This is a genomic window from Shewanella sp. DC2-4 (assembly GCF_013248875.1).
GTDB lineage: Bacteria > Pseudomonadota > Gammaproteobacteria > Enterobacterales > Shewanellaceae > Shewanella > Shewanella oncorhynchi.
Window position 1 is genome coordinate 20,005 of sequence record NZ_JABRVR010000001.1, and the last position, 22,389, is coordinate 42,393.

Annotated in this window: 15 protein-coding genes and 2 pseudogenes; 7 read left to right on the top strand and 10 right to left on the bottom strand. The window is 46.3% G+C overall.

The window, feature by feature from the left end; genetic code table 11:
• Positions 1-3 precede the first annotated feature (3 nt).
• The 3 genes from HQQ92_RS00090 (at position 4) to HQQ92_RS00100 (ending at position 8,660) form a co-directional block, all read left to right on the top strand.
• Complete coding sequence (locus HQQ92_RS00090) at positions 4-4,449, top strand: SpvB/TcaC N-terminal domain-containing protein (RefSeq protein WP_217272595.1); 4,446 nt, start codon at positions 4-6, stop codon at positions 4,447-4,449.
• A 59-nt stretch (positions 4,450-4,508) separates the two neighbouring features.
• Positions 4,509-7,379, top strand: a complete 2,871-nt coding sequence (locus HQQ92_RS00095; RefSeq protein WP_173242339.1) for an RHS repeat domain-containing protein — start codon at positions 4,509-4,511, stop codon at positions 7,377-7,379.
• Between the two features lie 252 nt (positions 7,380-7,631).
• Positions 7,632-8,660 (top strand): IS110 family transposase, encoded by a 1,029-nt coding sequence (locus tag HQQ92_RS00100; protein WP_173242341.1) that lies wholly within the window; start codon positions 7,632-7,634, stop codon positions 8,658-8,660.
• Positions 8,661-8,883: 223 nt separating this feature from the next.
• Here HQQ92_RS00100 and HQQ92_RS00105 read toward each other — a convergent pair.
• The 4 genes from HQQ92_RS00105 to HQQ92_RS00120 form a co-directional block, all read right to left on the bottom strand.
• A protein-coding gene (locus HQQ92_RS00105) for an IS3-like element ISSba5 family transposase (RefSeq protein WP_173242343.1) occupies positions 8,884-10,061 on the bottom strand; the annotation gives its coding sequence in 2 pieces (ribosomal slippage) (positions 8,884-9,803 and positions 9,803-10,061; 1,179 coding nt in all).
• Positions 10,062-10,227: 166 nt separating this feature from the next.
• Entirely contained in the window at positions 10,228-11,412 is a 1,185-nt protein-coding gene (locus HQQ92_RS23915; protein WP_173242345.1) for a hypothetical protein, read from the bottom strand.
• Positions 11,413-11,522: 110 nt separating this feature from the next.
• Positions 11,523-12,656 carry a hypothetical protein gene (locus HQQ92_RS00115; protein WP_173242347.1) on the bottom strand — a complete coding sequence of 378 codons (1,134 nt, stop codon included), beginning with the start codon at positions 12,654-12,656 and terminating at the stop codon, positions 11,523-11,525.
• A 71-nt stretch (positions 12,657-12,727) separates the two neighbouring features.
• Positions 12,728-13,639, bottom strand: coding sequence for a hypothetical protein (locus HQQ92_RS00120; protein ID WP_173242349.1), 912 nt, complete (start codon positions 13,637-13,639; stop codon positions 12,728-12,730).
• A gap of 442 nt (positions 13,640-14,081) precedes the next feature.
• Here HQQ92_RS00120 and HQQ92_RS00125 point away from each other — a divergent pair.
• Positions 14,082-14,420, top strand: a pseudogene (locus HQQ92_RS00125) (IS3 family transposase); the annotation flags it as partial.
• Positions 14,421-14,845: 425 nt separating this feature from the next.
• Here HQQ92_RS00125 and HQQ92_RS00130 read toward each other — a convergent pair.
• The 4 genes and pseudogenes from HQQ92_RS00130 to HQQ92_RS00145 all read right to left on the bottom strand — a co-directional run bounded on the left by HQQ92_RS00130 (position 14,846) and on the right by HQQ92_RS00145 (position 17,938).
• Positions 14,846-15,766, bottom strand: coding sequence for a LysR substrate-binding domain-containing protein (locus HQQ92_RS00130; RefSeq protein WP_173242351.1), 921 nt, complete (start codon positions 15,764-15,766; stop codon positions 14,846-14,848).
• A gap of 332 nt (positions 15,767-16,098) precedes the next feature.
• Positions 16,099-16,578, bottom strand: a pseudogene (locus tag HQQ92_RS00135) (IS3 family transposase); the annotation flags it as partial.
• 341 nt (positions 16,579-16,919) lie between these two features.
• Positions 16,920-17,489 carry a PIN domain-containing protein gene (locus HQQ92_RS00140; protein WP_173242353.1) on the bottom strand — a complete coding sequence of 190 codons (570 nt, stop codon included), beginning with the start codon at positions 17,487-17,489 and terminating at the stop codon, positions 16,920-16,922.
• Entirely contained in the window at positions 17,489-17,938 is a 450-nt protein-coding gene (locus HQQ92_RS00145; RefSeq protein ID WP_011839999.1) for a helix-turn-helix domain-containing protein, read from the bottom strand. Before HQQ92_RS00145 ends, HQQ92_RS00140 begins: the two co-directional genes overlap by 1 nt.
• Positions 17,939-18,206: 268 nt before the next feature.
• Here HQQ92_RS00145 and HQQ92_RS00150 point away from each other — a divergent pair, with 268 nt between their 5' ends.
• Complete coding sequence (locus HQQ92_RS00150; RefSeq protein ID WP_173242355.1) at positions 18,207-18,836, top strand: recombinase family protein; 630 nt, start codon at positions 18,207-18,209, stop codon at positions 18,834-18,836.
• A 179-nt stretch (positions 18,837-19,015) separates the two neighbouring features.
• Here the strand turns inward: HQQ92_RS00150 and HQQ92_RS00155 are convergent, their stop codons facing one another.
• Entirely contained in the window at positions 19,016-19,252 is a 237-nt protein-coding gene (locus HQQ92_RS00155) for a hypothetical protein (protein WP_173242358.1), read from the bottom strand.
• A 439-nt stretch (positions 19,253-19,691) separates the two neighbouring features.
• Here HQQ92_RS00155 and HQQ92_RS00160 point away from each other — a divergent pair, with 439 nt between their 5' ends.
• Together HQQ92_RS00160 and HQQ92_RS00165 are read left to right on the top strand one after the other, a co-directional pair.
• Positions 19,692-20,120, top strand: a complete 429-nt coding sequence (locus tag HQQ92_RS00160; RefSeq protein ID WP_173242360.1) for a hypothetical protein — start codon at positions 19,692-19,694, stop codon at positions 20,118-20,120.
• A 413-nt stretch (positions 20,121-20,533) separates the two neighbouring features.
• On the top strand, positions 20,534-20,863 hold the full coding sequence (locus HQQ92_RS00165; RefSeq protein WP_173242362.1) for a hypothetical protein: 330 nt from the start codon (positions 20,534-20,536) through the stop codon (positions 20,861-20,863).
• Between the two features lie 385 nt (positions 20,864-21,248).
• Here the strand turns inward: HQQ92_RS00165 and HQQ92_RS00170 are convergent, their stop codons facing one another.
• A complete protein-coding gene (locus HQQ92_RS00170) occupies positions 21,249-22,295 on the bottom strand; it encodes a hypothetical protein (protein WP_173242364.1) in 1,047 nt (348 codons plus the stop codon).
• Positions 22,296-22,389 lie beyond the last annotated feature (94 nt).

The following is a 22,389-nucleotide window of genomic DNA, read 5'->3' on the forward strand; positions in this document are numbered from 1 at the left end:
ATCATGCAAAATCAATCTTCACAAGACCTCGCTTTCACCCCGCTGTCATTGCCCAAAGGTGGGGGAACACTCAGTGGGATGGGGGAAACAATGAGTGGTGCAGGTCCAGGCGGTGACGTCTCGCTGTCACTGCCTTTGCCCATCTCAGCAGGGAGGGGGACAGCACCAGCACTCTCGTTGACCTACAACAGTATGGGAGGTAACGGCCCCTTTGGCATGGGGTGGTCCTGCCAGCCTCTGTCTATCCGCCGGCGTACCACGCATGGCACTCCACACTATGATGCACGTGACTTGTTTTTAAGCCCTGTGGGCGAGGTGATGCATCTTGCCCCTAATACACAAGGGGCGCAAGATATAGAGATACGCGAGACCCTGACGGGGATCCCGCTGGGTGAACGCTACCGCGTCAGCCGTTATCAACCGCGGATTATCACTGACTTCAGTCGACTGGAGCTTTGGGAACCCGTGGACGACAGTGCACAAAAAGCGTTCTGGGTGATATTCAGTCCGGACGGACAGGTGCACCTGTTCGGGAAAAATGCCCATGCCCGCGTCGCCAATCCGGCTAATGATAGCCAGGTTTCGGAGTGGTTACTGGAAGAAACAGTGACCACAACGGGGGAGCATATTTACTATCACTACCGCGCCGAAGATGATGATGGCTGCGACGAGCAGGAAAAAAAACAGCACGGGCGGTGTGATGCTGGTCGCTATCTGGCCCGGGTTAATTACGGCAACGTGACGCCGCAGACGCACCTGCTGGCACTGAATGACGCGTTACCTTCGGATGAAGCGTGGCTGTTTCACCTGGTCTTTGATTACGGCGAGCGCGCCTCGTCTCTCTCTGTGCCCCCCACGTTTAACGCCGAAGGCGAATGGGGCACCCGGCCGGACCGTTTCTCCCGCTTTGACGCCGGGTTTGAGGTGCGCACCCGCCGCCTGTGCACCCAGGTGCTGATGTTTCATCGTCTGCGGGCACTGCAGGGCGAGGCCACCGTCGGTGAGGTACCGGCGCTGGTATCAAGACTGATCCTGAATTATGACCTAGATTCGCGCATCAGTACCCTGGTCTTGGCGCGCCAGGTGGCGCATGAGCCCGATGGAGCTCCGGTGCCGCTGCCCCCGCTGGAACTGGATTATCAGCGTATTGACCTGTCCTCACCTCCTCTCTGGCAGCCTATGCCTGAGCTGGCTGGGCTGAATTCCCTGCAACCTTATCAGATGATCGACCTGTACGGGGAGGGGATCCCCGGCGTCCTGTATCAGGATAGCCCTGGGGCATGGTATTTTCGCTCGCCGGTGCGAAACAAGGGGAACGGTTCACCCAATGAGGTCACTTTTGATACCCTGACACCGCTGCCGCAAATCCCCGCCCAGCAGCGTAATGCCATGCTGATTGACATCAACGGCGACGGCAGGCTGGACTGGCTGGTCACCACGGAGGGTCTGCGTGGGTATCACAGTATGGCCTCGGACGGCAAATGGACGCCTTTTGTTCCGCTGTCTGCGTTGCCCACAGAGTTTTCCCACCCACAGTCAACGCTCACCGATGTGACTGGTGACGGGCTGGCTGACCTGGTACTGCTCGGGCCACGCAGCGTGAGGCTCTATCACAACACGCAGCAAGGATGGGCGAAATCGCTGCAGATCCCGCAACCGGAAGGGGTAACCCTGCCGCGCCCCGATCAGGATCAGCACACGTTGGTGGCCTTCAGCGACATGTTAGGGTCAGGCCAGCAACACCTGGTAAAAATTGATAAACACGGTATCCAGTGCTGGCCCAGCCTGGGGCACGGTATTTTTGGTATACCGTTCTCTCTGTCTGGGTTTGCCCCCGCGACGGCGGATTTTAACCCTGACCAGATCTATTTAGCGGACTGTGATGGTTCAGGCACCACCGATATTCTTTATGCCCACAGCACCTGGCTGGAATTGTTCATCAACCAAAGTGGCAATGAATTTAGTGCGCCCGTGCGTATCGATTTACCCGACGGGGTAAAATTTGACCGTACCTGTCAGCTCCAGATGGCGGACACGCAGGGCCTGGGGGTCTCCAGCCTTATACTGACCGTGCCGCACATGTGTCCCTGCCACTGGCGTCTTGACCTGACCCAGAATAAACCTTGGCTGCTGAATACGGTAAATAACAACATGGGGGCGGAAACCGCGCTGTTCTATCGCAGTTCTGCTCAGTTTTGGCTGGATGAAAAGCAACGCACACAAGAGCAAGGGCAATCAGTGGCAAGTCATTTGCCGTTTCCTCTTCATCTGCTGTGGCGCACCGAAGTCCGCGATGAGATCACGGGCAACGTGCTCACCCGCGCGCTGGACTATGCCCACGGGGCCTGGGACGGCAAAGAGCGGGAGTTCCGGGGGTTTGGCCGACTGGTTCAGGTTGATACGGACACCGCCGCGCGCGGGACGCAGCCGTTGACGGCCTCACCGCCAGCGCCGGTGCGGACCGTGAGCTGGTTCAGCACCGGCATGCCGGCCGTTGATACCCGGTTTATGGATGAGTTCTGGCAGGGGGACGGGCAGGCCTTCCCTGCGTTTTCATGCCGCTTTACCCGATATGATACCGCATCACAGCAGGATAAGACGATAACCCCCTCACCCGGGGAATTTGACTGGCTGCGCCGCGCGCAAAAGGGCGGACTTGTCCGCAGCGAAACCTACGGTGAGGACGGTTCCCCCCTGGCACGCCTGCCCTATGCCGTCACCGAGCAGCGCACGCAGGTCAGGCGGATCCCGGCACTCGCCGGTCAGGAACCCTCGGCCTGGGCCTCTGAAATTGAAAAGCGGCAATATCACTATGAACGTATCGCGGGTGACCCGCAGTGCAGCCAGCGCATCGTGCTGAACAGCGATGCCTGGGGCTATCCCACCGATATGGTGGACGTTGCCTACCCTCGCCGCCCGAGGCCGGCTACCTCCCCTTATCCGGACACCTTACCAGAGACCCTGTTTGACAGCAGTTATGATGAGCAACAGCATGTTCTGCGATTGACCCGCCAACGGCAGAGCTATTACCACCTCGCTCAGGATGAGGTTCTGCTGCTGGGGTTGCCGCACCTGTCCCGGGGAGACGTCTGGGAATATACACCCGACCGGGTGCCCGTGACGGGGCTGTCACTGGAAAGCCTTATCGGCGACGGCGGTTTGCTGGCCCCGGAAACAGACGCCACTTACCTGGGCCATCAGCGCGTGGCCTACCAGGGGACTGATGAACGTCCGGAACTGCCCGGGCTCGTGGCGTATACGGAAGTGGCTGTATTCGATGAACACTCCCTGACCGCGTTTGAAGGGACGCTGGGCGACCAGGACTTACACGACGTCCTGATATCGGCGGGGTATCTGCCGGTTCCCCGTCCTTTCAGCCAGGGTGCCGAACCCGACTGCTGGGCCGCACGTCAGGGGTATACGGACTTTGGGCCTCTGGCCGCATTTTATCGTCCTTTGGCACAGCGCAATACCCTGCTCACGGGGTTAACCCGGGTCACCTGGGATACGCATTATTGCGCCGTGGTTGAGGTTCAGGATGCCGCGGGTCTGCGCACGCAGGCAGAGTATGACTACCGCTTCTTCACGCCTTTCATGATAACGGATGCTAACGATAATCAGCATTACGTTTCACTCACCGCGCTGGGACAGGTTTCCTCCAGCCGATTCTGGGGCACTGAAGCCGGTCTTCCGGTGGGGTTCTCCCGACCTGACGTGGTCAGCTTCTCCCCTCCGGTGTCGGTTAATGAGGCGTTGGCGCTGACTGGGCCGCTGCCGATAGCAGAATGCACCGTTTACGACCTTCACAGCTGGATGCCCCTTGTCCCCGCAGGCGTAAAAGAGGGGGAGCTTGATAGAGAGACCCTCCGCCAGCAGGGGGTGGTTACTGAGGATAACCGGGTGTGTACCTTAGCCCTCCGTCGCCTGGCGTCGCGGTCATCGCTGCCAGAAAGCGCTTTTGCTTCGCTTCCCCGGATCCCACCGCACGTCGTTACCTTGATAACAGACCGTTATGATAATGACCCCGCCCAGCAATGCCGGCAAATCGTGGCCTTCGGTGATGGCTTCAGCCGGCCGTTGCAGGGCGCCATGCGCCATGAAGCGGGTGAGAGCTGGCAACGCGCAGAGGACGGCAGCCTGGTCACCGACAGTGCAGGGCACCCGGTGAGTATTGACGCGGATTTGCGCTGGGCGGTGACTGGGCGGACGGAATATGACGGCAAGGGGCAACCGGTGCGGACCTACCAGCCCTATTTTCTCAATGACTGGCGTTACGTCAGTGATGACAGTGTGCGTCAAGACCTGTATGCCGACACCCATTACCATGACCCGTTGGGGCGGGTATATAGAGTCAAGACGGCGAAAGGTTATCTGAGGGAAAGCCTGTTTACGCCGTGGTTTGCGGTGAGCGAAGATGAAAATGATACCGCTATGCGGGTAGAACAATAACCCGTCATGCCGACTTTTGTAATGGGACGTCGGTAAGCGGTAACCAGAGGACAAATGCCATGCGTAATATTCAGTATGAGCTGCACCACAACACCCCAGAGGTTGCGGTAATGGACAATCGGGGGCTGACCGTGCGCACGCTCCGCTACCACCGCCACCCGGACTCACCCACGGTGACCGATGAGCGTATCACCCGCCATCACTTCAATGCCCTCGGGCAACTGACACACAGTATCGACCCCCGCTTGTGGGCCCTGCAGCAGGCCGATGCCACGGTTGCGCCCAACGTTGCCTATGTCTCCTCGCTGACTGGGGACGTCCTGCGTTCAGAGGGTGTGGATAACGGCATCACTGTGGCGCTGAACGATGCCGCCGGCCGGCCGTATCTGGCGGTCAGCAACATCAGCACTGCCGGTGATGGCACAGAGAACAGAAGTCAGGCAGTGACACGAACCTGGCAGTACGAGGACGCAACGCTGCCGGGGCGCCCGGTGAGTGTGACTGAACAGGCTACCGGTGAAGCCTCCCGCATCACGGAGCGCTTCGTGTATGCCGGCAATACCGATGCGGAGAAAGACCAGAACCTCGCCAGCGTGTGTGTCAGTCATTACGATACCGCCGGACTGGTGCAGACGGACAGCATTGCCCTGACTGGTGTCCCGCACTCGGTTACCCGTCGTCTGCTGAAGGACGCGGACAACTCGGGCACCGTGGCTGACTGGCAGGGTGAGGATGCGTCCGCCTGGAATGACCAGCTCGATGCTGAAACATACTCTACCCTGACCACCGCGGACTCCATCGGGGCGGTGCTGTCCATCACCGATGCACAAGGTAATATACAGCGGGTGGCGTACGACGTGGCGGGCCTGCTGTCAGGCAGCTGGCTGACGGTGAAGGGCGGAAAGGAGCAGCCCATTGTCGTCTCCCTGACGTACTCCGCCGCCGGGCAGAAGCTGCGCGAAGAGCACGGCAACGGCGTGGTGACCACGTACATGTATGAAGCAGAGACGCAGCGCCTGACCGGAATTAAAACGGAGCGTCCGGCCGGGCACGCTGCCGGGACGAAGGTGCTGCAGGACCTGCGCTATGAGTACGACCCGGTGGGTAACGTCCTGAAAATCACCAACGACGCGGAAAAGACCCGCTTCTGGCGCAACCAGAAAGTGGTGCCGGAGAACACGTACGTCTACGACAGCCTGTATCAGCTGGTTAGTGCCACCGGGCGCGAGATGGCCAATGCTAGCCAGCAGGGCAGCAATTTACCGTCCGCTACCGTCCCCCTTCCAACCGACAGCTCTGCGTATACAAACTACACCCGCACTTACACCTACGACGAAGCCGGTAACCTGACACAGGTACGCCATACCCCGGCAACGGGCAGCGGCTACACCACCAACATCACCGTCAGCGACCGCAGCAACCGGGGCGTGCTGAGCACCCTGACTGAAAACGCCGCAGACGTGGATGCGCTGTTCACGGCGGGCGGCCAGCAGAAACAGCTGCAGCCGGGCCAGAGCCTTGCATGGACCCCCCGCAACGAGCTGCTGAAGGTGACGCCGGTGGAGCGCGAGGGTGATATCGATGACAGGGAAAGCTACCGCTATGATGCGGGCAGTCAGCGGCTCCTGAAGGTGAGCGTGCAGAAAGCAAACACCACCATACAGACGCAGCGGACACTGTACCTGCCTGGACTGGAGCTGCACACCACTCAGAACGGCAACACTGAGATGGAAGGCCTGCAGGTGATTACCGTGGGTGAAGCGGGGTGCGCGCAGGTGCGGATGCTGCACTGGGAGAGCGGCAGGCCGGATAGTATCAGCAACGACCAGCTACGTTACAGCTACGATAACCTGACCGGCAGCAGCGGACTAGAGCTGGATGGTGACGGGAACGTCATCAGCATGGAAGAGTACTATCCGTACGGTGGTACGGCAGTCTGGACCGCCCGCAGCGCGGTGGAGGCGGATTACAAAACCGTGCGCTACTCGGGCAAGGAACGCGACGCCACGGGGCTGTACTACTACGGGTACCGTTACTACCAGCCCTGGGCGGGCAGGTGGCTCTCCTCAGACCCGGCGGGGACGGTGGACGGCCTGAATCTGTTCAGAATGGTGCGAAATAATCCTGTGACTATGCAGGATATTGATGGGCTGGCTCCAGGCCCCAGCATATCAATTGCAGACAGAATACGACAATTGAATCTGAGAGATCAAGCTAAAGAAAGTTCACCGTCACAATCTCGCCCTGTTTTTATGGAAGAAAAATTACCAACTCCGTCAGTTTCTACAAAAGAATTTTCTTTAGTAGCAGAGGAAGAAACGGTTAATGTTTCCTCTCAAGCAACCCCTGATTTAGCAATACCTGTAACAGAAAATATAACGATAGATGGGAGGAAGAAATTTACATTGTATCGGGCTGATGGGCGAACTTTTGAAGAGCTGCAGAATAAATATCCTGAAGGATTCAAATCATGGGTGCCCCTTAACACTGAGCAGGCACGTAAATTAGCCAGTATTTTTACAGGAAGTAAAGACATGACAGGATTACCTAATCATCTTATTGATAACATTAACAAGTGGGGGGATTCACCTAAGTTAGCCGACCTATCAACGTACATCAAATATACGAAAGACCGCTCAACTGTATGGGTGTCAACGGCTATAAATACAGAAGCGGGAGGGCAAAGTTCAGGTGCACCACTCTATGAAATATCAATGGAACTATTTGAATCAAAAATAGTTAAAAAAAATGCGGTGCTGGCACCTGAGGGGCGTAAGAAAAACATGGAGTTTTCATTATTGACAGATATGCCTGATATTAGCCAGTCATCAATAATCGCGCTAAACCATGGCCCACTAGGTGATGAGGAAATTTCTTTCATTACGAGGATTCCACTAAGCAATGTTAAACCTTATTCAGCAAGACGTTAGATGCTTATTAGTTATGGGCGCTGACTCGAACCTGCGTAAGCTGGCTTGCTCGCTGAAAGGCTTAGTGTGGCTTGCTGGGGTCCCCCTGTGTCAGGGTAGTCACCCCTTAAAAATCACTATTGTATAAAGACAGAGGGCGGTAACAGAGAACGATATGGCTCGGTATGTAGTGATGTGATGGACGCCTCAGCACCTAAGCTTGCAGTATTATGCCAAGCTTAAAGCTGACAAATAGTTCTGGAGGTATCCATCATGGATATTAAAGTTATTGGTATCGATTTAGCCAAAAATGTTTTTCAAGTTTGTGTTTGTCTTATGGATAACTCTGTCATGAGTAACAAAAAGGTTAACAGAAACAAGCTGCTCGATAAAATTAGACAATTCCCCGAAGGTAGTCTTATTGCTATGGAGGCCTGTGGTACGGCGCATTACTGGGGAAGACAATTTCAAGCTCTTGGTTATCAAGTGCAATTGATCCCTGCTCAACATGTTAAGCCATTTGTTGCAAACCAAAAGAATGATGCCAACGATGCCCTCGCTATATGCGAAGCGGTTTTCAGACCTAATATCCACATGGTTCCAGTTAAAACTGTTGAGCAACAAGACATTAAAGCATTACGTTGTGTACGTAGTCGTCTCGTTCAAAATCGAACCGCCATGGTCAATCAAATTCGAAGCCTAGCGAGCGAGTCTGGTGTGATCTTCTCTGTCGGCAGGTTGCAATTACAAGCGTCACTTAGCCGTATTTTAGCAAATAATGAGCATGAACTGTCTCATACGCTTCATTACCTGTTAAAACTTTTATATGAAGATTTATGTGTTTTAAATGAGAGAATTAATCAAATCGAGCGCGACATTAAAGCGCTATGTCAAATCCAACCTCGCTACAATGCATTGCTGTCGATCCCTGGCTTTGGACCATTAGTCACAGCAAGCTTTATGAGTGAATTAGGTTCGGCTCATCAATTTAAAAATGGCCGGCAATTATCTGCATGGTGTGGCTTAGTGCCATCGCAATCGAGTTCTGGTGGAAAAGTTCGACTAGGATCGATCACGAAAAATGGCAGCTCAGAACTACGTGTTTTACTCATCCATGGCGCCAGAGCCGTTGGCCGATTTGCGAGCAAACGTGATGATAGACTTGGGCGATGGTTTAATGCACTTGCGTTAAGGCAAGGTCGACACAAAGCCGTTGTCGCATTGGCCAATAAAATAGCGCGTATAGGATGGCGGATCCTCACGAGTAACGATAATTTCGACGTTAATAAAGCGTTTGCGTAAGACGTTAAGCATCACGTAAAAGTTTATATGCACTGATGAATAAACGGTCAACCGTACCTATTAGAGCCTGACTTGACCAAGGCATTAAATGCCGATGTAGTGATAAGGTAATAGGTTTCGGATTTACATCATGGCGCGGGTAAAAAGCCTATTTAGACGCCGAATATATGGTAGTGAACCAATCATTCAAAAGTGTTGTAAAAGCTGAGGCGTCCATATATGGTCAAGTAAAATTGGCCACGGTTTTAGAGTCATTCCAATATAAACGTTCTGACTCATTTGGCGTTAACCCACCATTATATTGATGGGGTCTTGTCTCACTGTAATATCCAGTGATGTAATTTGTGATCTCTTTATCTGCTTCTGTAAAATTCCCATAACCACTTACGGGTATCCACTCAGATTTCAAACTTCTAAAGAAACGCTCCATTGGTGCGTTATCCCAACAATTCCCGCGACGACTCATACTTTGCTCAATCTGAAGACGCCATATTAATTGTCTGAATTTCAATCTCGTGTAATGTGAACCTTGATCGCTGTGATATATCACATTCTCAGGCTTACCCCTTAACTCAAATGCCATTTTCAAAGCTTTACAGGTCAGCTCACTATCTGGTGATAATGACAAAGCCCATCCAACAGGTTTGCGGGAAAATAAGTCTAAAACAACGGCTAGATAGGCCCAGCGATTACCGACCCAAACATACGTCACGTCGCCACACCACACTTGATCTGGTTGAGTTACTGCAAACTGTCGATTAAGCGTATTGGGGATTGCAACATGCTCTTGTGTCGCTTTCCGATAAGAATGCTTAGGCTGCTGACAGCTTAATAACCCAAGTTTTTTCATTAGATTACGGGCTCGATATCGACTGAGACCAATCCCTTTGTTAGTCACTAATTGCGCTATCGTTCGCGCACCGGCAGAGCCATGACTAATACGATGTGCGGCCTTCACTTCACTGCATAAAATAGTAAAGTCTGTATCAATATGTTCTTTTCTTTTTAGCCAATACTTATAGCTACTTCGATGCACTTTGAATGCATTACAAATTGTGAGAATAGAGTGGCTCTGCTTGAGTGCGCTGATTAGCGTAAATTGTTCATCGAGTCTGACATCAAGAGAGCGGTAGCCTTTTTTAGGATAAGATTGTGCTCCTCAAGACGAGCTATTTGCTTCTTCAGCTCACGGATTTCAATTTGTTCAGGGGTAATCGGAGATGCTTTTGGTGTGCCACCCTGGCGTTCTAGTTTTAACTGTCTCACCCATTTATCCATAGTGGATTTACCTACGTTCATCGCCTTTGCAGCTTCGATGATGCTATGGTTTTTATCGAGGACTAATTGGGCAGCTTCAAGTTTGAATTCAGCACTAAATGTTTTTCTGGTTGTCGATCTCATGTGTTCACCTAAAGTCATCTACGAGGTAATAATATCACCTCTATTTAGGTGGCCAAAATTAGTGTGCCACTACACTGGGCTGATTTAGGCAACAACGCCATCACTCGGTAGAAGAAGCCGCGACATCATGGGGCGTACAAATGAACCAAACCCCTATGATGAATGCTTATTTTCTCGGCAGTGGGAGCATAAATCCGCTATAATCAGCAGGAATTGGTGTTTTACTTTCAGGCATGCCTTTAATCTTATGTAACATATCTTTGGTCGGCAATGTAAACTTCCCATCGTTTCGGGATAATATCAACTTATTGATATTTTCCCCTTGTTTTAAATGCTGAATAATCTCGTCAATACCAAATGCACGCGACTCATTCAAGGGGTGATCCCCTTTGTTCACCCAAACATGCAGATGTAAAGTAGCGGTTGAAGGTGCTACCGGAAAATGGAAAAATAAATTAACCTTATCTTTTTCAGCGGACACCCCATAGGCATCAACTAAATGCTGCAAGCTATCCCTCTTTAGTTTTTCCAGCATCCCCACATCACTTTGCTCCAAATCCAATATAGAAGTTAATGACTTCACGCCTGATGTTAGCTCAGCGTTATGTTGATTCAATTCCTCATTCTGTTTAGCCAGTGCTTTTCCTGCTGAAGGGTCACTATTAATTTCCTGAATCAAATCATGTGGCAATAAAGGATGAACGGCCCAGGCCGTCAGCTGGATGCCTTCTGATCTAGTGGCAAAATCCGTTATTTTTCCAGCGGTGTAGGTTTGCGACATGTAGGGAATATTCGGGTAAATTAGAAACCCATTGCCTGTCCCTAATGGAGCAGAGTAATGGAAGAGATCGGGATTTTTTTTGTACACCTCATTGTATATCTTATCGCCTGGCTCCCGGCTGTTACCGCGTAGCAGCTCAACCAGAAACTGGGTGGCATTTTCATTTTTGTACGTTTCCTTGAGCTGTGCCAGATTTGTTGTTGTCAGCGATACCTGAGACAGATCGTTAGTTTGATATTTCTGCAAACCTCTTGGGTTTAGCCATCTGAAACTACCATAGTCGTCTTCAGATTTTTTGGATATATAGGCCCCATGGGTTAAATCGGCGGTGCCGAAGTTGCCTTGTTTGATCAAGACATGATATTTGTCTTGATTTAGCTGGCTCAGAGTTTTCCGATTGTCATCAATACCATAAGCATCCAGCGTTCTGCGGATCGCAGAGCTTGCGTGTTGTGTCAGGCTAGCCTGAGAGTTACGTACAGCCCGTACATCCAAGGTCTGATGGAGTGAGCTACTCGAGTCAGCTGGCAAAGTCGCAGCAGAAGGCTGCAAAGCTTGAATTGAAATCACTAGTTATCTCCTCTAGTTGTCATGCTGCACGTTGCAGGTGCGTTGGCTGCACTCAGTTCACTAAAGCTTGCCCGATAGCCCTGCAACGTAAAAGATCAGGTATAAACCGATTACAAAGGCAGGTTTAGAACGTTGTTGTGTACACCTTTAAATGGAATGCCTCTAATATCCTTAATGGAATCTGAGGTCGGTAAAAAATAAGTTCCCCCGTTTCGGTCAAGAACAAGATCGCTGATCTCTTTTCCAGATTTAAGATGCGCAATGATTGTATCGAGCTCGAAAGACCTTGGTTCATTCAGCGGGTGATCGCCTTTGTTTACCCAGGTGTGTAAGTGAAGCGTGGCGGTTTTCTCTGCAACGGGAAAATGAAAAAACATTCTGGTATTGTCATGTTCATTTACAGCATAGACATCTCGAAGATGCTGCACTGTCTCTTGTCGCAATTTTTCGAGCTGTGGAAGATGCTCTTTTTTTAAATTTAGAATGCTGGTCAAGGAGTCAATCTGTGTTTTTTCATCAATCAATTTTTGTGACATGTTCTGGCTTACCTCAAGCCTCACAGGGCCTGATTGATGATGTCGCGACTCTAGAAATGAAGACTGTATACCTGGATGAATCGCGTAGGTACATAAGATGATGCCATGCTTGCTATTTTTTAGTGTCTCGGGAGCATTGATATAAGTATGCAATACATTTTTATCACAGTACGGTGTATTGGGGCTAATGAGATAGCCATGCTGCGTACTATCTATCGGCGAGACAAATTGAACCAGACTCTCATTCTGACGATAAAGCTCAGTATCTAGACAAGCCTCTGCATTGAGTATCTTGGTGAGAAAATCCGGCAAGGGAGTCTCCGAGTAGGTCTCACTGAGCTGTGTTAACTGATCTTTATTCGCAAAGCTGATAACTGCGACATCAGGGGTTTGATATTTAATCAACCCCTTTGGATTTAACCAGTTAAAGTTGCCATAGTTATCCTCACCCCGTTTGGATACATAGGCGCCGTGGGTTAAATCAGGGGTGCCTGAGTGGTCTTTTTTAACCAACACATGATATTTATCCTGATTGAGCTGTCTTAACGCTTTCCGATTATCATCTATGCCATAGGCATCCAGCGTTCTGCGCATCGGAGAGTTTGTAGTATTGCGCACCGCCAGCACATTTAGGGTCTGATTGCGCTGATGACTTTGCTCAGTCGGTGTAATATAGGTAGAACGATGCAATAATTGAATTGGTGCCATTTTCTATATCCTTGATAATAAAGAATCGATTGTATTTGTATTATTAGGCGCCTGCCTGGTAAACAACAGCGCTAGCCAGAATGCTTCCTCACTAGCGCGTTTATATCATCCTGCGCGATAGAGTTGGCGTGGATATCGAGCTCGCTAATATTGACACCTTGTGCCGCCAATCGAGATAAAATATGTTCGAGTTGAGGCCGCTGGGGCGTATAGTGTCCGGAATCAAGATGAAATGATTTCGCTTTTCCCTGTTCAATTAATATCATGCCAGCTGATAAAACCGGCTTACCTTCTGTCGTCGAGGTATGTTGCCATTTGCCTTTTTCATACGGATGAACAAAGATATTTCCGTCGCGATGGATAACAATAGCTGCGTGGCCCTCCATCCCGGCCTTGCCTGGTAGGTGTGTCGTATCTAATAACTTACCCCCTGTTACCCATTCACCTTGTGAAAGCGTTATTCGATAGTCAGTAGCTTGATCTGGAGACAGATAATTTATATAGCAGATACCCTGCGACAGAGGATGTTTAGGTTTATTCTTGAGCATGTTGATTTCAACATCGGGATGCTGATCAATCCATAGAAATAGCCCGGTTTTTGTATTAACGTCTTCCTGCCATGCACTTAATGCACCGGATTGTGCGTCAAGGCCGTTCAACGAAATCCTATCGCGATGATTCGGATCTTTAATTTCCAGCCAGTATTTTTGGTTAGCACCTGCTTCCCCACAGCTTTTTCTTGGCATCATATCTATGATGAATTGTGCGGTTTCTTTGAAACGCATCATGTTTGGGGAGTTTTTTATCGTTTTAATCGGTAGTGACTGAGACTCCCTCTGCTGTTCTGCTTGGTATCCGCTGACCTGAGCGATTTGATTGACTTTAATTTCCGGCATCAAGCCTCCTGCTTTAATCATGGTTAGAATAATTTTTAGTGCGCCATGAAAACCATGAGTGATGCTTCCGATCAGTTGATACGACATGGTACACCTTGCGATAAATGCGTTACTCTCAGCATAAAAAGACAAAAAAGATAAGCGATTTCATATTTTTATCCTATTTCAAACAAAGAACTGAAGTGAATTAATCTGCAAAAACCTCGCATTAACGGAATGCTCATTATCGGTCATATGTTAAATCGCTAGGTTTGCTGTCAAAAACAGACTCACACTCTAAAACGGGTTCTGTCGCAAAGTGAGATCTTTGCGATCCAAATTGGGGAGGCTGTATCCCTCAGATACAATTAAGGGTCGCTTCAGAAAACGGAAAATAAAGTACGCTAAGCAGTTGATAAAGGACGAAACGCCCTGAACTTACCAGAACTTATCTTACCGTTACTGCACCACAAGTAATCTCCGGTCAGGTTTATGTGTTCCCAGCCCAGCGGTGATGGGTACTGCAATAACGCATCATCGACCGCTATTCAATAGCTATTCAGAGTTAGTATTTAAGACGTTGAAATACCGTCCGCAGTGGCCAACATCAGGCTTTAACAGCTTGACGACTGCAAGGGAATGGGTAGAGCAGTTTGTAAAGTGGTACAACGATGAGCATAAATACAGCCAGCTGAACTTTGTCTCACCCAGGCAGCGTCATGCGCTGCAAGATGGCGCTATTTTAGCCAAACGAAAGGAAGTGCTTGAAGTGGCAAAGGCAAAAGTGCCTATGCGATGGTCTAAAGAGGTGAGAAATTGTGAGGTGGAGGGACCTGTGACGTTAACCCCAGACAAGGCTTCAACCGAAGACGCTATAAATGCAGCTTAATATTTGAGCAAATAGTGCCAACTACCTTGAAAAATAACGATCTGGAAGGGTGACACATGGATTACGTGCCAAGGGGCATGGCGTCAATGATGCGTCATTGCAGTACCCATCACCGCTGGGCTTATATCTGGAAAAGTAACCGGATGCAGAATTATGAACAGCCTCAAGGCCTGCTAAAGTTGAACGGTCAAAAAACGGCCTTAACGTACAATAATTTTCGATATCCAAACTGACCCCTGTGTAGCACTCAATGTAAGTGATTTTGACATCACCGTAAATTCCGCCACATCAATGGCAAACCGTTCCAAGTTCAAATATTAATGGCGCCGAACGACGCAGCTACAACAATGATAATAGGGAGTGTCTTCAAGACCAATCTACACTAAAAATTTGAAAATGCCTTAATCCAGATTTACCCTACTAAATTAGCTATGCGATTTTATGAAATCAAAATATGCAAAGCGAATTTCATTAACGAGATTTAATGCAGCTGGAGTTAATTTTTTGTTACGAGGAAAAATTAAGCTATAATGGCCATCAGGAAGCTTATCCTTAACAGGAATAATAGATATCAAGTCTTTGTGATGTGGAGCTAAAAACATAGGTCTAGGACCAACAAACAAATAGTCCTCATTTAATACAAGTTTCCGAGCAATGGTACTTGAATCACCAAAAATTACCGAACCACAAGATTTGACTCCATTAGGAAAAATTACTGTTTCTAAATCGCTATAATATCCATGACTTGCAGCTGGAATATACCATTTTGCAGTCTGTAGTTCAGCTAGTGAAGTACTATTAGCAAGAGGATGTCCTTTGCGAGCGACGACCGAAAAACTACACGATGTCAACCTCTCTTCAACAAACTCATTAAGCATTAAATCGGAAGATACAACGCCAATAAAAAAATCTAGCTTCCCCATACGTAAAGAGCTTAGTAATTCAGAAAGCTGCCCTTCAATAATAGTAATCCGAGTGGAATTATGGCGTTCTTGGAACTTTTTAATAACATCAGGAACAATGCTAGTAGCTGGGAAATGAGAGCAACCAAAAGCTATTTTTCCATCTGATAATTTCTCAATTTGTCGTAATTCATCAACTGCTCTCTCTAACTCATTCAGGATTAAATTCATTCTAGGCTCAAACATCATGCCGGCTTTAGTTAATACAGTGCTATTCATCCCTCTGTCTAACAAGGTAACACCCAGCGTCTTTTCAAGCTCCTGGATACTTCTCGTCAAAGTCGACTGTGTCTGGTGAAGCATTTGTGCAGCAGCACTAATATTACCATGTTGAATAATAGCCCTAAGATTTCTAAGTTGATTTAGTTTCGGCAACGCATTCATTCTATCTCCTACAATATAATGGACTTTCTTTTTTAGTGCATTTCCATACAAAGGATAGCAGTAGATAGGATCACTCTGAGTAATAACTGGAACTAAAAAGCAATACCTCCATCAGCCAAACAACACCAAAATAATAATGGTAATGATTCACGTTTAAGATAAGTGCATTTACTACCACTGAGTGGCTTAGTGAAATTTTATTTATTATACAGCGAGTTAGTCTGGATTGACTAGCGTTGCTAGTTTTAGCCCATGAGACCTAATGTGTACTGCAACCTCATTCGACTTATAGCAAAATATATTATCCAGATAAAAAACCTCTTGATTGTAGGAAGATCTGTTGGCAGAGATAAATCACAGCAACGATTACCCGCCCAAATATACGTCACATCACCACACCAAACGGTGTTAGGTTCGACAACTGCAAATTGTCGTTTGAGTGCATTAGGGATAGTCACATGCTCATTTTCAGCCTTTTTATAGCGGTGTTTGAGGTGTTGGCAACTCACTAGTCCAAGCTTTTTCATTAACCGAGTAGCCCGATAACGACTTAACGCAAAGCCACGTTCAGAGGCGATAGTCGCAATACTCCTAGCCCCCGCAGACTCCCGGCTTTGAGCATGTATTGCTTTGATTTCACATTCTAAAAGCCGCTGCTCAGGTGTCGCCACAAGTTCACGGCTCACCCAATAGCGATAGCTACTCCGGTTCACATTAAATACATGGCATAACACTGAAATAGGATATTTTTTGCTCTGATTGAGTTTCTCGATTATCGAGAAGTGTTCAGCGAGTCCGACATCAATTGTAGTGGCCAACAGTATTTGACCACGGCTTTAGAAACTAAAAATACATAACATTGTAGATTTTAGCGTGTGAATCAGACTTGCCTAGAGTGATTCACACGCTCACTTTTGCCGGATAGACGGCACCTGATGAACATACTCAGTAATTGCTTCTAGAGGAAGGTGACGTGAAAACTTGTCTATTCATATTAGTTTTTATAGGGCAATCACAGATAAATAAAGATCGAGGGAGTAATTACTCTAAGTAGCTTTGGGGCAAAAGTGCGTTAGCTCGAAGCCATCACAAAATGGTAGGATGTTATGCGTAAACCAGACTAGGTAAGTCTGATTCATCGCACGGGTATGGGCTATAGCATTAATTCAAATGGCCTCAGCTTCGAAACAAAAACCGGTAACCTTTGCTTTTGTAAGCAATTTAAATACTCTGATGTTGTCATCGGGGGATTCTTTAAGCTACTTCTTTGCTGTTGAGCAGCTTTGATACAAGAGCTTGGATCTAACTCAAACATGTCGCACAAAAACTCATCTGGATGGATAGCTGATAGTTCAAGTATATTGAGCTCTGATGCAGGAAAATCTTTAAGATTAAACGTTATGATGGCCTCTGCATGCCCTTTTAAAGCCGCAGCAACCACATGCCTATCATTCATATCAGGCAGTGTTAATCCTTTAATTAACGGCTCATATCCTTCGATAAGGCAATCAGGTACATTTTCATTAATCAGTTGTTTCGTACGTTCTAACATTGCTTCTGTGATGCGAGGATTATTCAACAATACATTACGCATCCATTCATCATGGATCTGCTCAGTCCAACGAGCCCTAAATAAGCCCGCATTGGCTAAATACATCAAATAACTACGAAGTGGTGCGGGATACATGACACACGCATCAAAAACAACAGTATACGAAGCCATTAGTAACCCATACCCAATTCCTGATCTAATCTGGAAAGCTCATCAAGTGTTGACAAACGCTGGATTTCCAGTTGCTGCTTATATTTTATCACCGCAGAAAATGGCACTTTTCTTCGATTACCGACTCGAGTAAATGGTATTTCACGTGAATCTAATAACTTGATAAATGTTGGCCGTGACATATTCAAAAAGTCAGCGCCTTGTTGCGTGGTCATTTCGGCATGGATGGGGGTGATATTAACAGAATTACCCTGCCCCAATTGCGTCAACACTTCAATCATCATTTTCAATACGCTAGAAGGTAAAGTGACATCATGCGATTGACCTTGTTTATCAATTACACTTATTTGTTGAGCCTCACCATTACTTTCAATAACAGCAGATAACTCCTGGCTGCCCAACCGAGCCATTGCGATTTCTTCGGCGTTCGGCAAAGTAGTCATGTTCATAATTCATCTCTCAAATATTGGAAAAATTTGTTTCAACCTGCATTATCCGCAATATTCGAAAAATGTCAACATTCGAAATATTCGCAACTACACAGGATTGCTACTACAGTTGAATCAATCTTGTGTAGAGTGATTCACCGGCTTACTTAGGGTATACCCCAAGCAAACTAGCTACATCCCATTGCCAATTGGTTCGCTATATATTGATTTAAAACCCTACTCGCACTAGTATCGTAAACTACACCCTAAAAACACCAAATGAGGCAAAATGTTTATTCGGGCCTACCTGCGCGCATCAACAGATGAACAAGATGCCAATCGAGCCAGAAATGAGTTGGTTCAGTTTTCAGAAAGTAAAAATGTTCGTATAGCCAGTTTTTATACTGAGACGCAATCAGGAGCGAAAATTGAACGGCCTGAACTTGGGCGCTTAATCATGGACTCTCACCCTGGCGATGTTTTACTCATAGAAAAAGTCGATAGATTGTCTCGCCTTCCCTTCGAGCAATGGAAGGTCCTAAAAAGTAAATTGGTAAAAGCCAATATTCATATTGTTGTCGTTGACCAGCCAATGACACATGGGATCTTAAATGGCACAGAAGAACATACCATGATCGCAAAGGTACTGACTGAGTTTATGATTGATTTAGCAGCGGCAATGGCCAGAGATGATTACGAGACAAGAAGAAAGCGACAGGCGCAAGGCATCGAAAAGGCCAAAACCTTAGGCAAATACCTTGGACGTCAGCCTGACCATGGATTAAGGCAAAATATTCGGTTACTACTCGATGAAGGGAAAAGCTGGTCACAAGTGCAGAGTCTGCTTAAATGCAGTCGTTCTACCATTGCCAAAGCAGCTAAGTTGAATGAGCTAAAAACCGATGAATCAATTCTCTAAAGATTTGATTCACTCTAAGGCCAAAAAAAGCCCCGTTGGAAGGAAGATACGGGGCGAAATGGGTCTGTTTTAAGGCTCGCGTGAATCAGTCTGGGGTAGAGTGATTCACAGGCTCAATTTTGGACAGTTTAGAATACTTATTCCAAACCTTTAATGGACAAAACACTCAATGAAGTAGATTAAAAGTCACTTGTTAAGAAGAGAACTGCTTGCTCTTCACCATCAGGAGAAAAATTCAACGTAGCATCAACCAACTTAGTTCTTGCCCGCTCTCTACGTGCCTTAATCAGCTTTAGTTCTTCAAGTTTATATACTCGATTTGCATCATTGAACTTCTCGCCATTAGCGGTAAATCCAATAACTTCCATTTCTGGGTTTAGCTGCTGAAGGATCACAATCAATTCTTTAACGTTCATTGCTATTTTACCTCATGAAATATTTATTGTTTTCTATTGAGTGGATATGTTGTTTTAAATAAATTTAAAGGTATGATAAAGGCTTGCTTTTGATTAATGTAATCAATCGCTTGCTTAACTCTCCCATGATAAAAACTCGTCTTGATATTCTTCAGGAATACCTAATTCATCAACCATTTCAAGCTCCATTTAAACGTTATAATTTTTATGAATAATACAGCAACGAAACAAAAATTAAACCATTGATTTTATAGGTAAACTAGAGTTATTTCAGTTGTATCCGAAATATTCGAGTTTAATTAGAAATGTGCCAGAACTGATTGGCCTGACACGAATTTGGATCCAAGCGCGTGAACCAGACTAGTGTAGAGTGATTCACGTGCCAAACTCCTGCTCTGGCTTTTAGTATAATATGGTGTTGATTTTATAAGGAGATTCTATGGACATAAAAACTAGAAGAATGAGACAAACAGCTTCTATGTATCTTGGAGTATCTCAAAGGCTTTTTGATACAAAAAATGGTGATGATGGTTGGGTTGGAGCTTTAAACGCAGCGCTCGCAATTGAGGTTTTTATAAAAACCCATCTGGCATATACAGACAAAAAAGTACCTAAAAAGCATGGTTTATTCGCGTTGTTTTTAAGGTTAAATGGAAGAGATCAGAATCACCTTATTAAAGAATACAAGGCTAAATCTGAAGGTACTCAACTATCCGGAAATCTTAAAGAAGATCTCATAAAATTCAATAATTTATTCGTTGATGCTCGCTATATTTATGATATAGGCTCCATTAAATCGACTGGAAATGATGTACTTCTTTGTGCGAATATTTTAAGTTCTATTATTTATTCCATGCAAGGGAGTTAGTAATACGATTAAACATAACATCCGTAGTGGTAGGTGGTCGATTTTCCGTAATGACACTTAATCTGCACCAAATCAAGCCTTCTAGCTAGCGCAAGTTTACTGTTGCGCTAGCTCTCCACAACTCACTTTGCAATACCAGTAGTTATTGATGGTTTGATAATTTAGTAAAAATCACTGACAAACTTCTGTCCCAAAGTAAGCAGGTGAATCACTCAGTCTTAGAGTGATTCACCTGCGCTACGATCAATATGAAATCGATAGCTAACGCTTGGCTAAACCGCCAAAGTTAATACCAGCTTCAGTGGTTGAATGCTTATCTTTGTAAATTGAATATAACATTCTTGAAAAGTAGTTAAAGCCCCATATATATAAAGATGGGTATCAACATCCCCTAGCCAAATATAGGATTTTTCATGTCAGATAAATTTGAGACAACATGGTTTTATGCACCACTAGAAACAAGAAGCGAGAGCAGGCCAAGTGGATTTCTAGGACTAAGTAGTAAAAATGTCAAAGTTCCTGAAGGTAAGCTTGTAAATTTAGACGAATTTGCAGAACAATTAGCGCACATGTACAACGCCTTTGATGACAAGGGATACGATGTTATAAATGTTATTCCTATTTCTATGGGCAGCTCCGAGTCTTGTTTCTCAAAACTACGTAACGGACAGAATAATTACGTGGGCGAAACTGGATTCTCAATTACTCGCGGAGCTGTAGTTGTCGGTAAGAAACGCGAATAGTAGAAGTATTTAAAACTATACTCAAACATACCTTATAATTTTGGATTGTCAGTTTAGTGACTCACTGAATTTGGTACGACTTTAGTAACTCAAATCCATAATATTACATACACTTGCTAGTGAATCACTCTGCCCTAGAGTGATTCACTAACTCATTTTTGGACAAAAGCTAGTTAGGTTATTTGCTCTATTTTGATTGGTAGGTATTAGAAGTCGCTTTAAGACGCAGCAATCCAACCAAAACCATTAGATTCTTTTTTGTATGTGCTTGGTAGCCTTGTTAGGTATCCTAAGGCTATCCTTCCATCTCTTACGTCGACTTACCTTTGATGTCGCAATCATAGAGTCTTAGCATGTGATTCAGGTGCTTTGTTGAGGAATTGGTTTATAAGTTTCTTATTTTCACTTCTTCCCCTACTCCTAGCGAAGTAAACAATTGAAATTCACTATTAAAAAAGTTCATTGCCTGATCAAAGAACTCTCTGTCAATCACAGTGGCTTTATTGTTCTCTAATAAGGCTAATAGCCTACTTGCATTAGAATATTGATCCCCATTTCCATCTAACATAGAGAAATTAGCTCTTAGCACCATGTCACTCAATAATTGAACTTGTACGGGCATAACTCGCCTAACTGTAAAGCCATCATTGATTTGTTCAACTGATATATGCTTGTGAAAGAAGCAGTCCAAAAATAAATTTAACAAAGGGTACTCACTTGGCAGAGTCAATTGTTTATCATCAAATGTTATAGTGACTGATTTTAAGTACCCATACTCTTGAGAGCGAGCGTGAGATGTTGTTGGTGTATTAGAAAATGTTGTATCGATAAGTATGTCTATGGTCGGCATGATGAAGTAGTCATTTAGCAGAATATGACCAATGCCTTCGTCAATAAGCTGTTGTGGTGTTGTGGTTCGATTGGATTTTATGAATTGCTCTTTAGTTTGCAAAACCCACCATTGTTGTTTTTCACTGATTTTAAAACGAGAGGCGATAATCAATGGTAAATCGTACAAGTCGGCATATTTTACATATTTATCCAAGAAACCTTTTTTTAGGTTAACTTTATCTTTTTGAGTCGTTTTCACCTCAACCAAAGCGCACATTTTAGGCGAATTATATTCTGTATGATAAATACTGTTGCTAAGGTCAAAAACTGCGAGATAGTCAGGCACTTTTAGCCCATTATCTATCGCAACCCCCTGTTCCAAACCGTTGATGGCCAAGCAGCCTTTCATTAATTTACAAAGAAGCAGAAATTCGTCCTCTAATAGGAGACCGTTAATTCTCCTAATGACTTCCTCAATATCCTCTTCGCCGAGATGGTTTTTTACATACAATTTAAACTCAGCTTCATTTGAACAGCCAAGCCTTATTGATTTGAGGATCTTTAACTGTTCAATTTCTGATAAATCTTTCAAACCATCCATGAATTTAAGCTACCTTATTGGGTTAAGTGGAGCGATTGCTATTATATGGTTATTGCGAGTACAAAGCGGGCTTTGGGGCAAAAGTAAGTGAAAA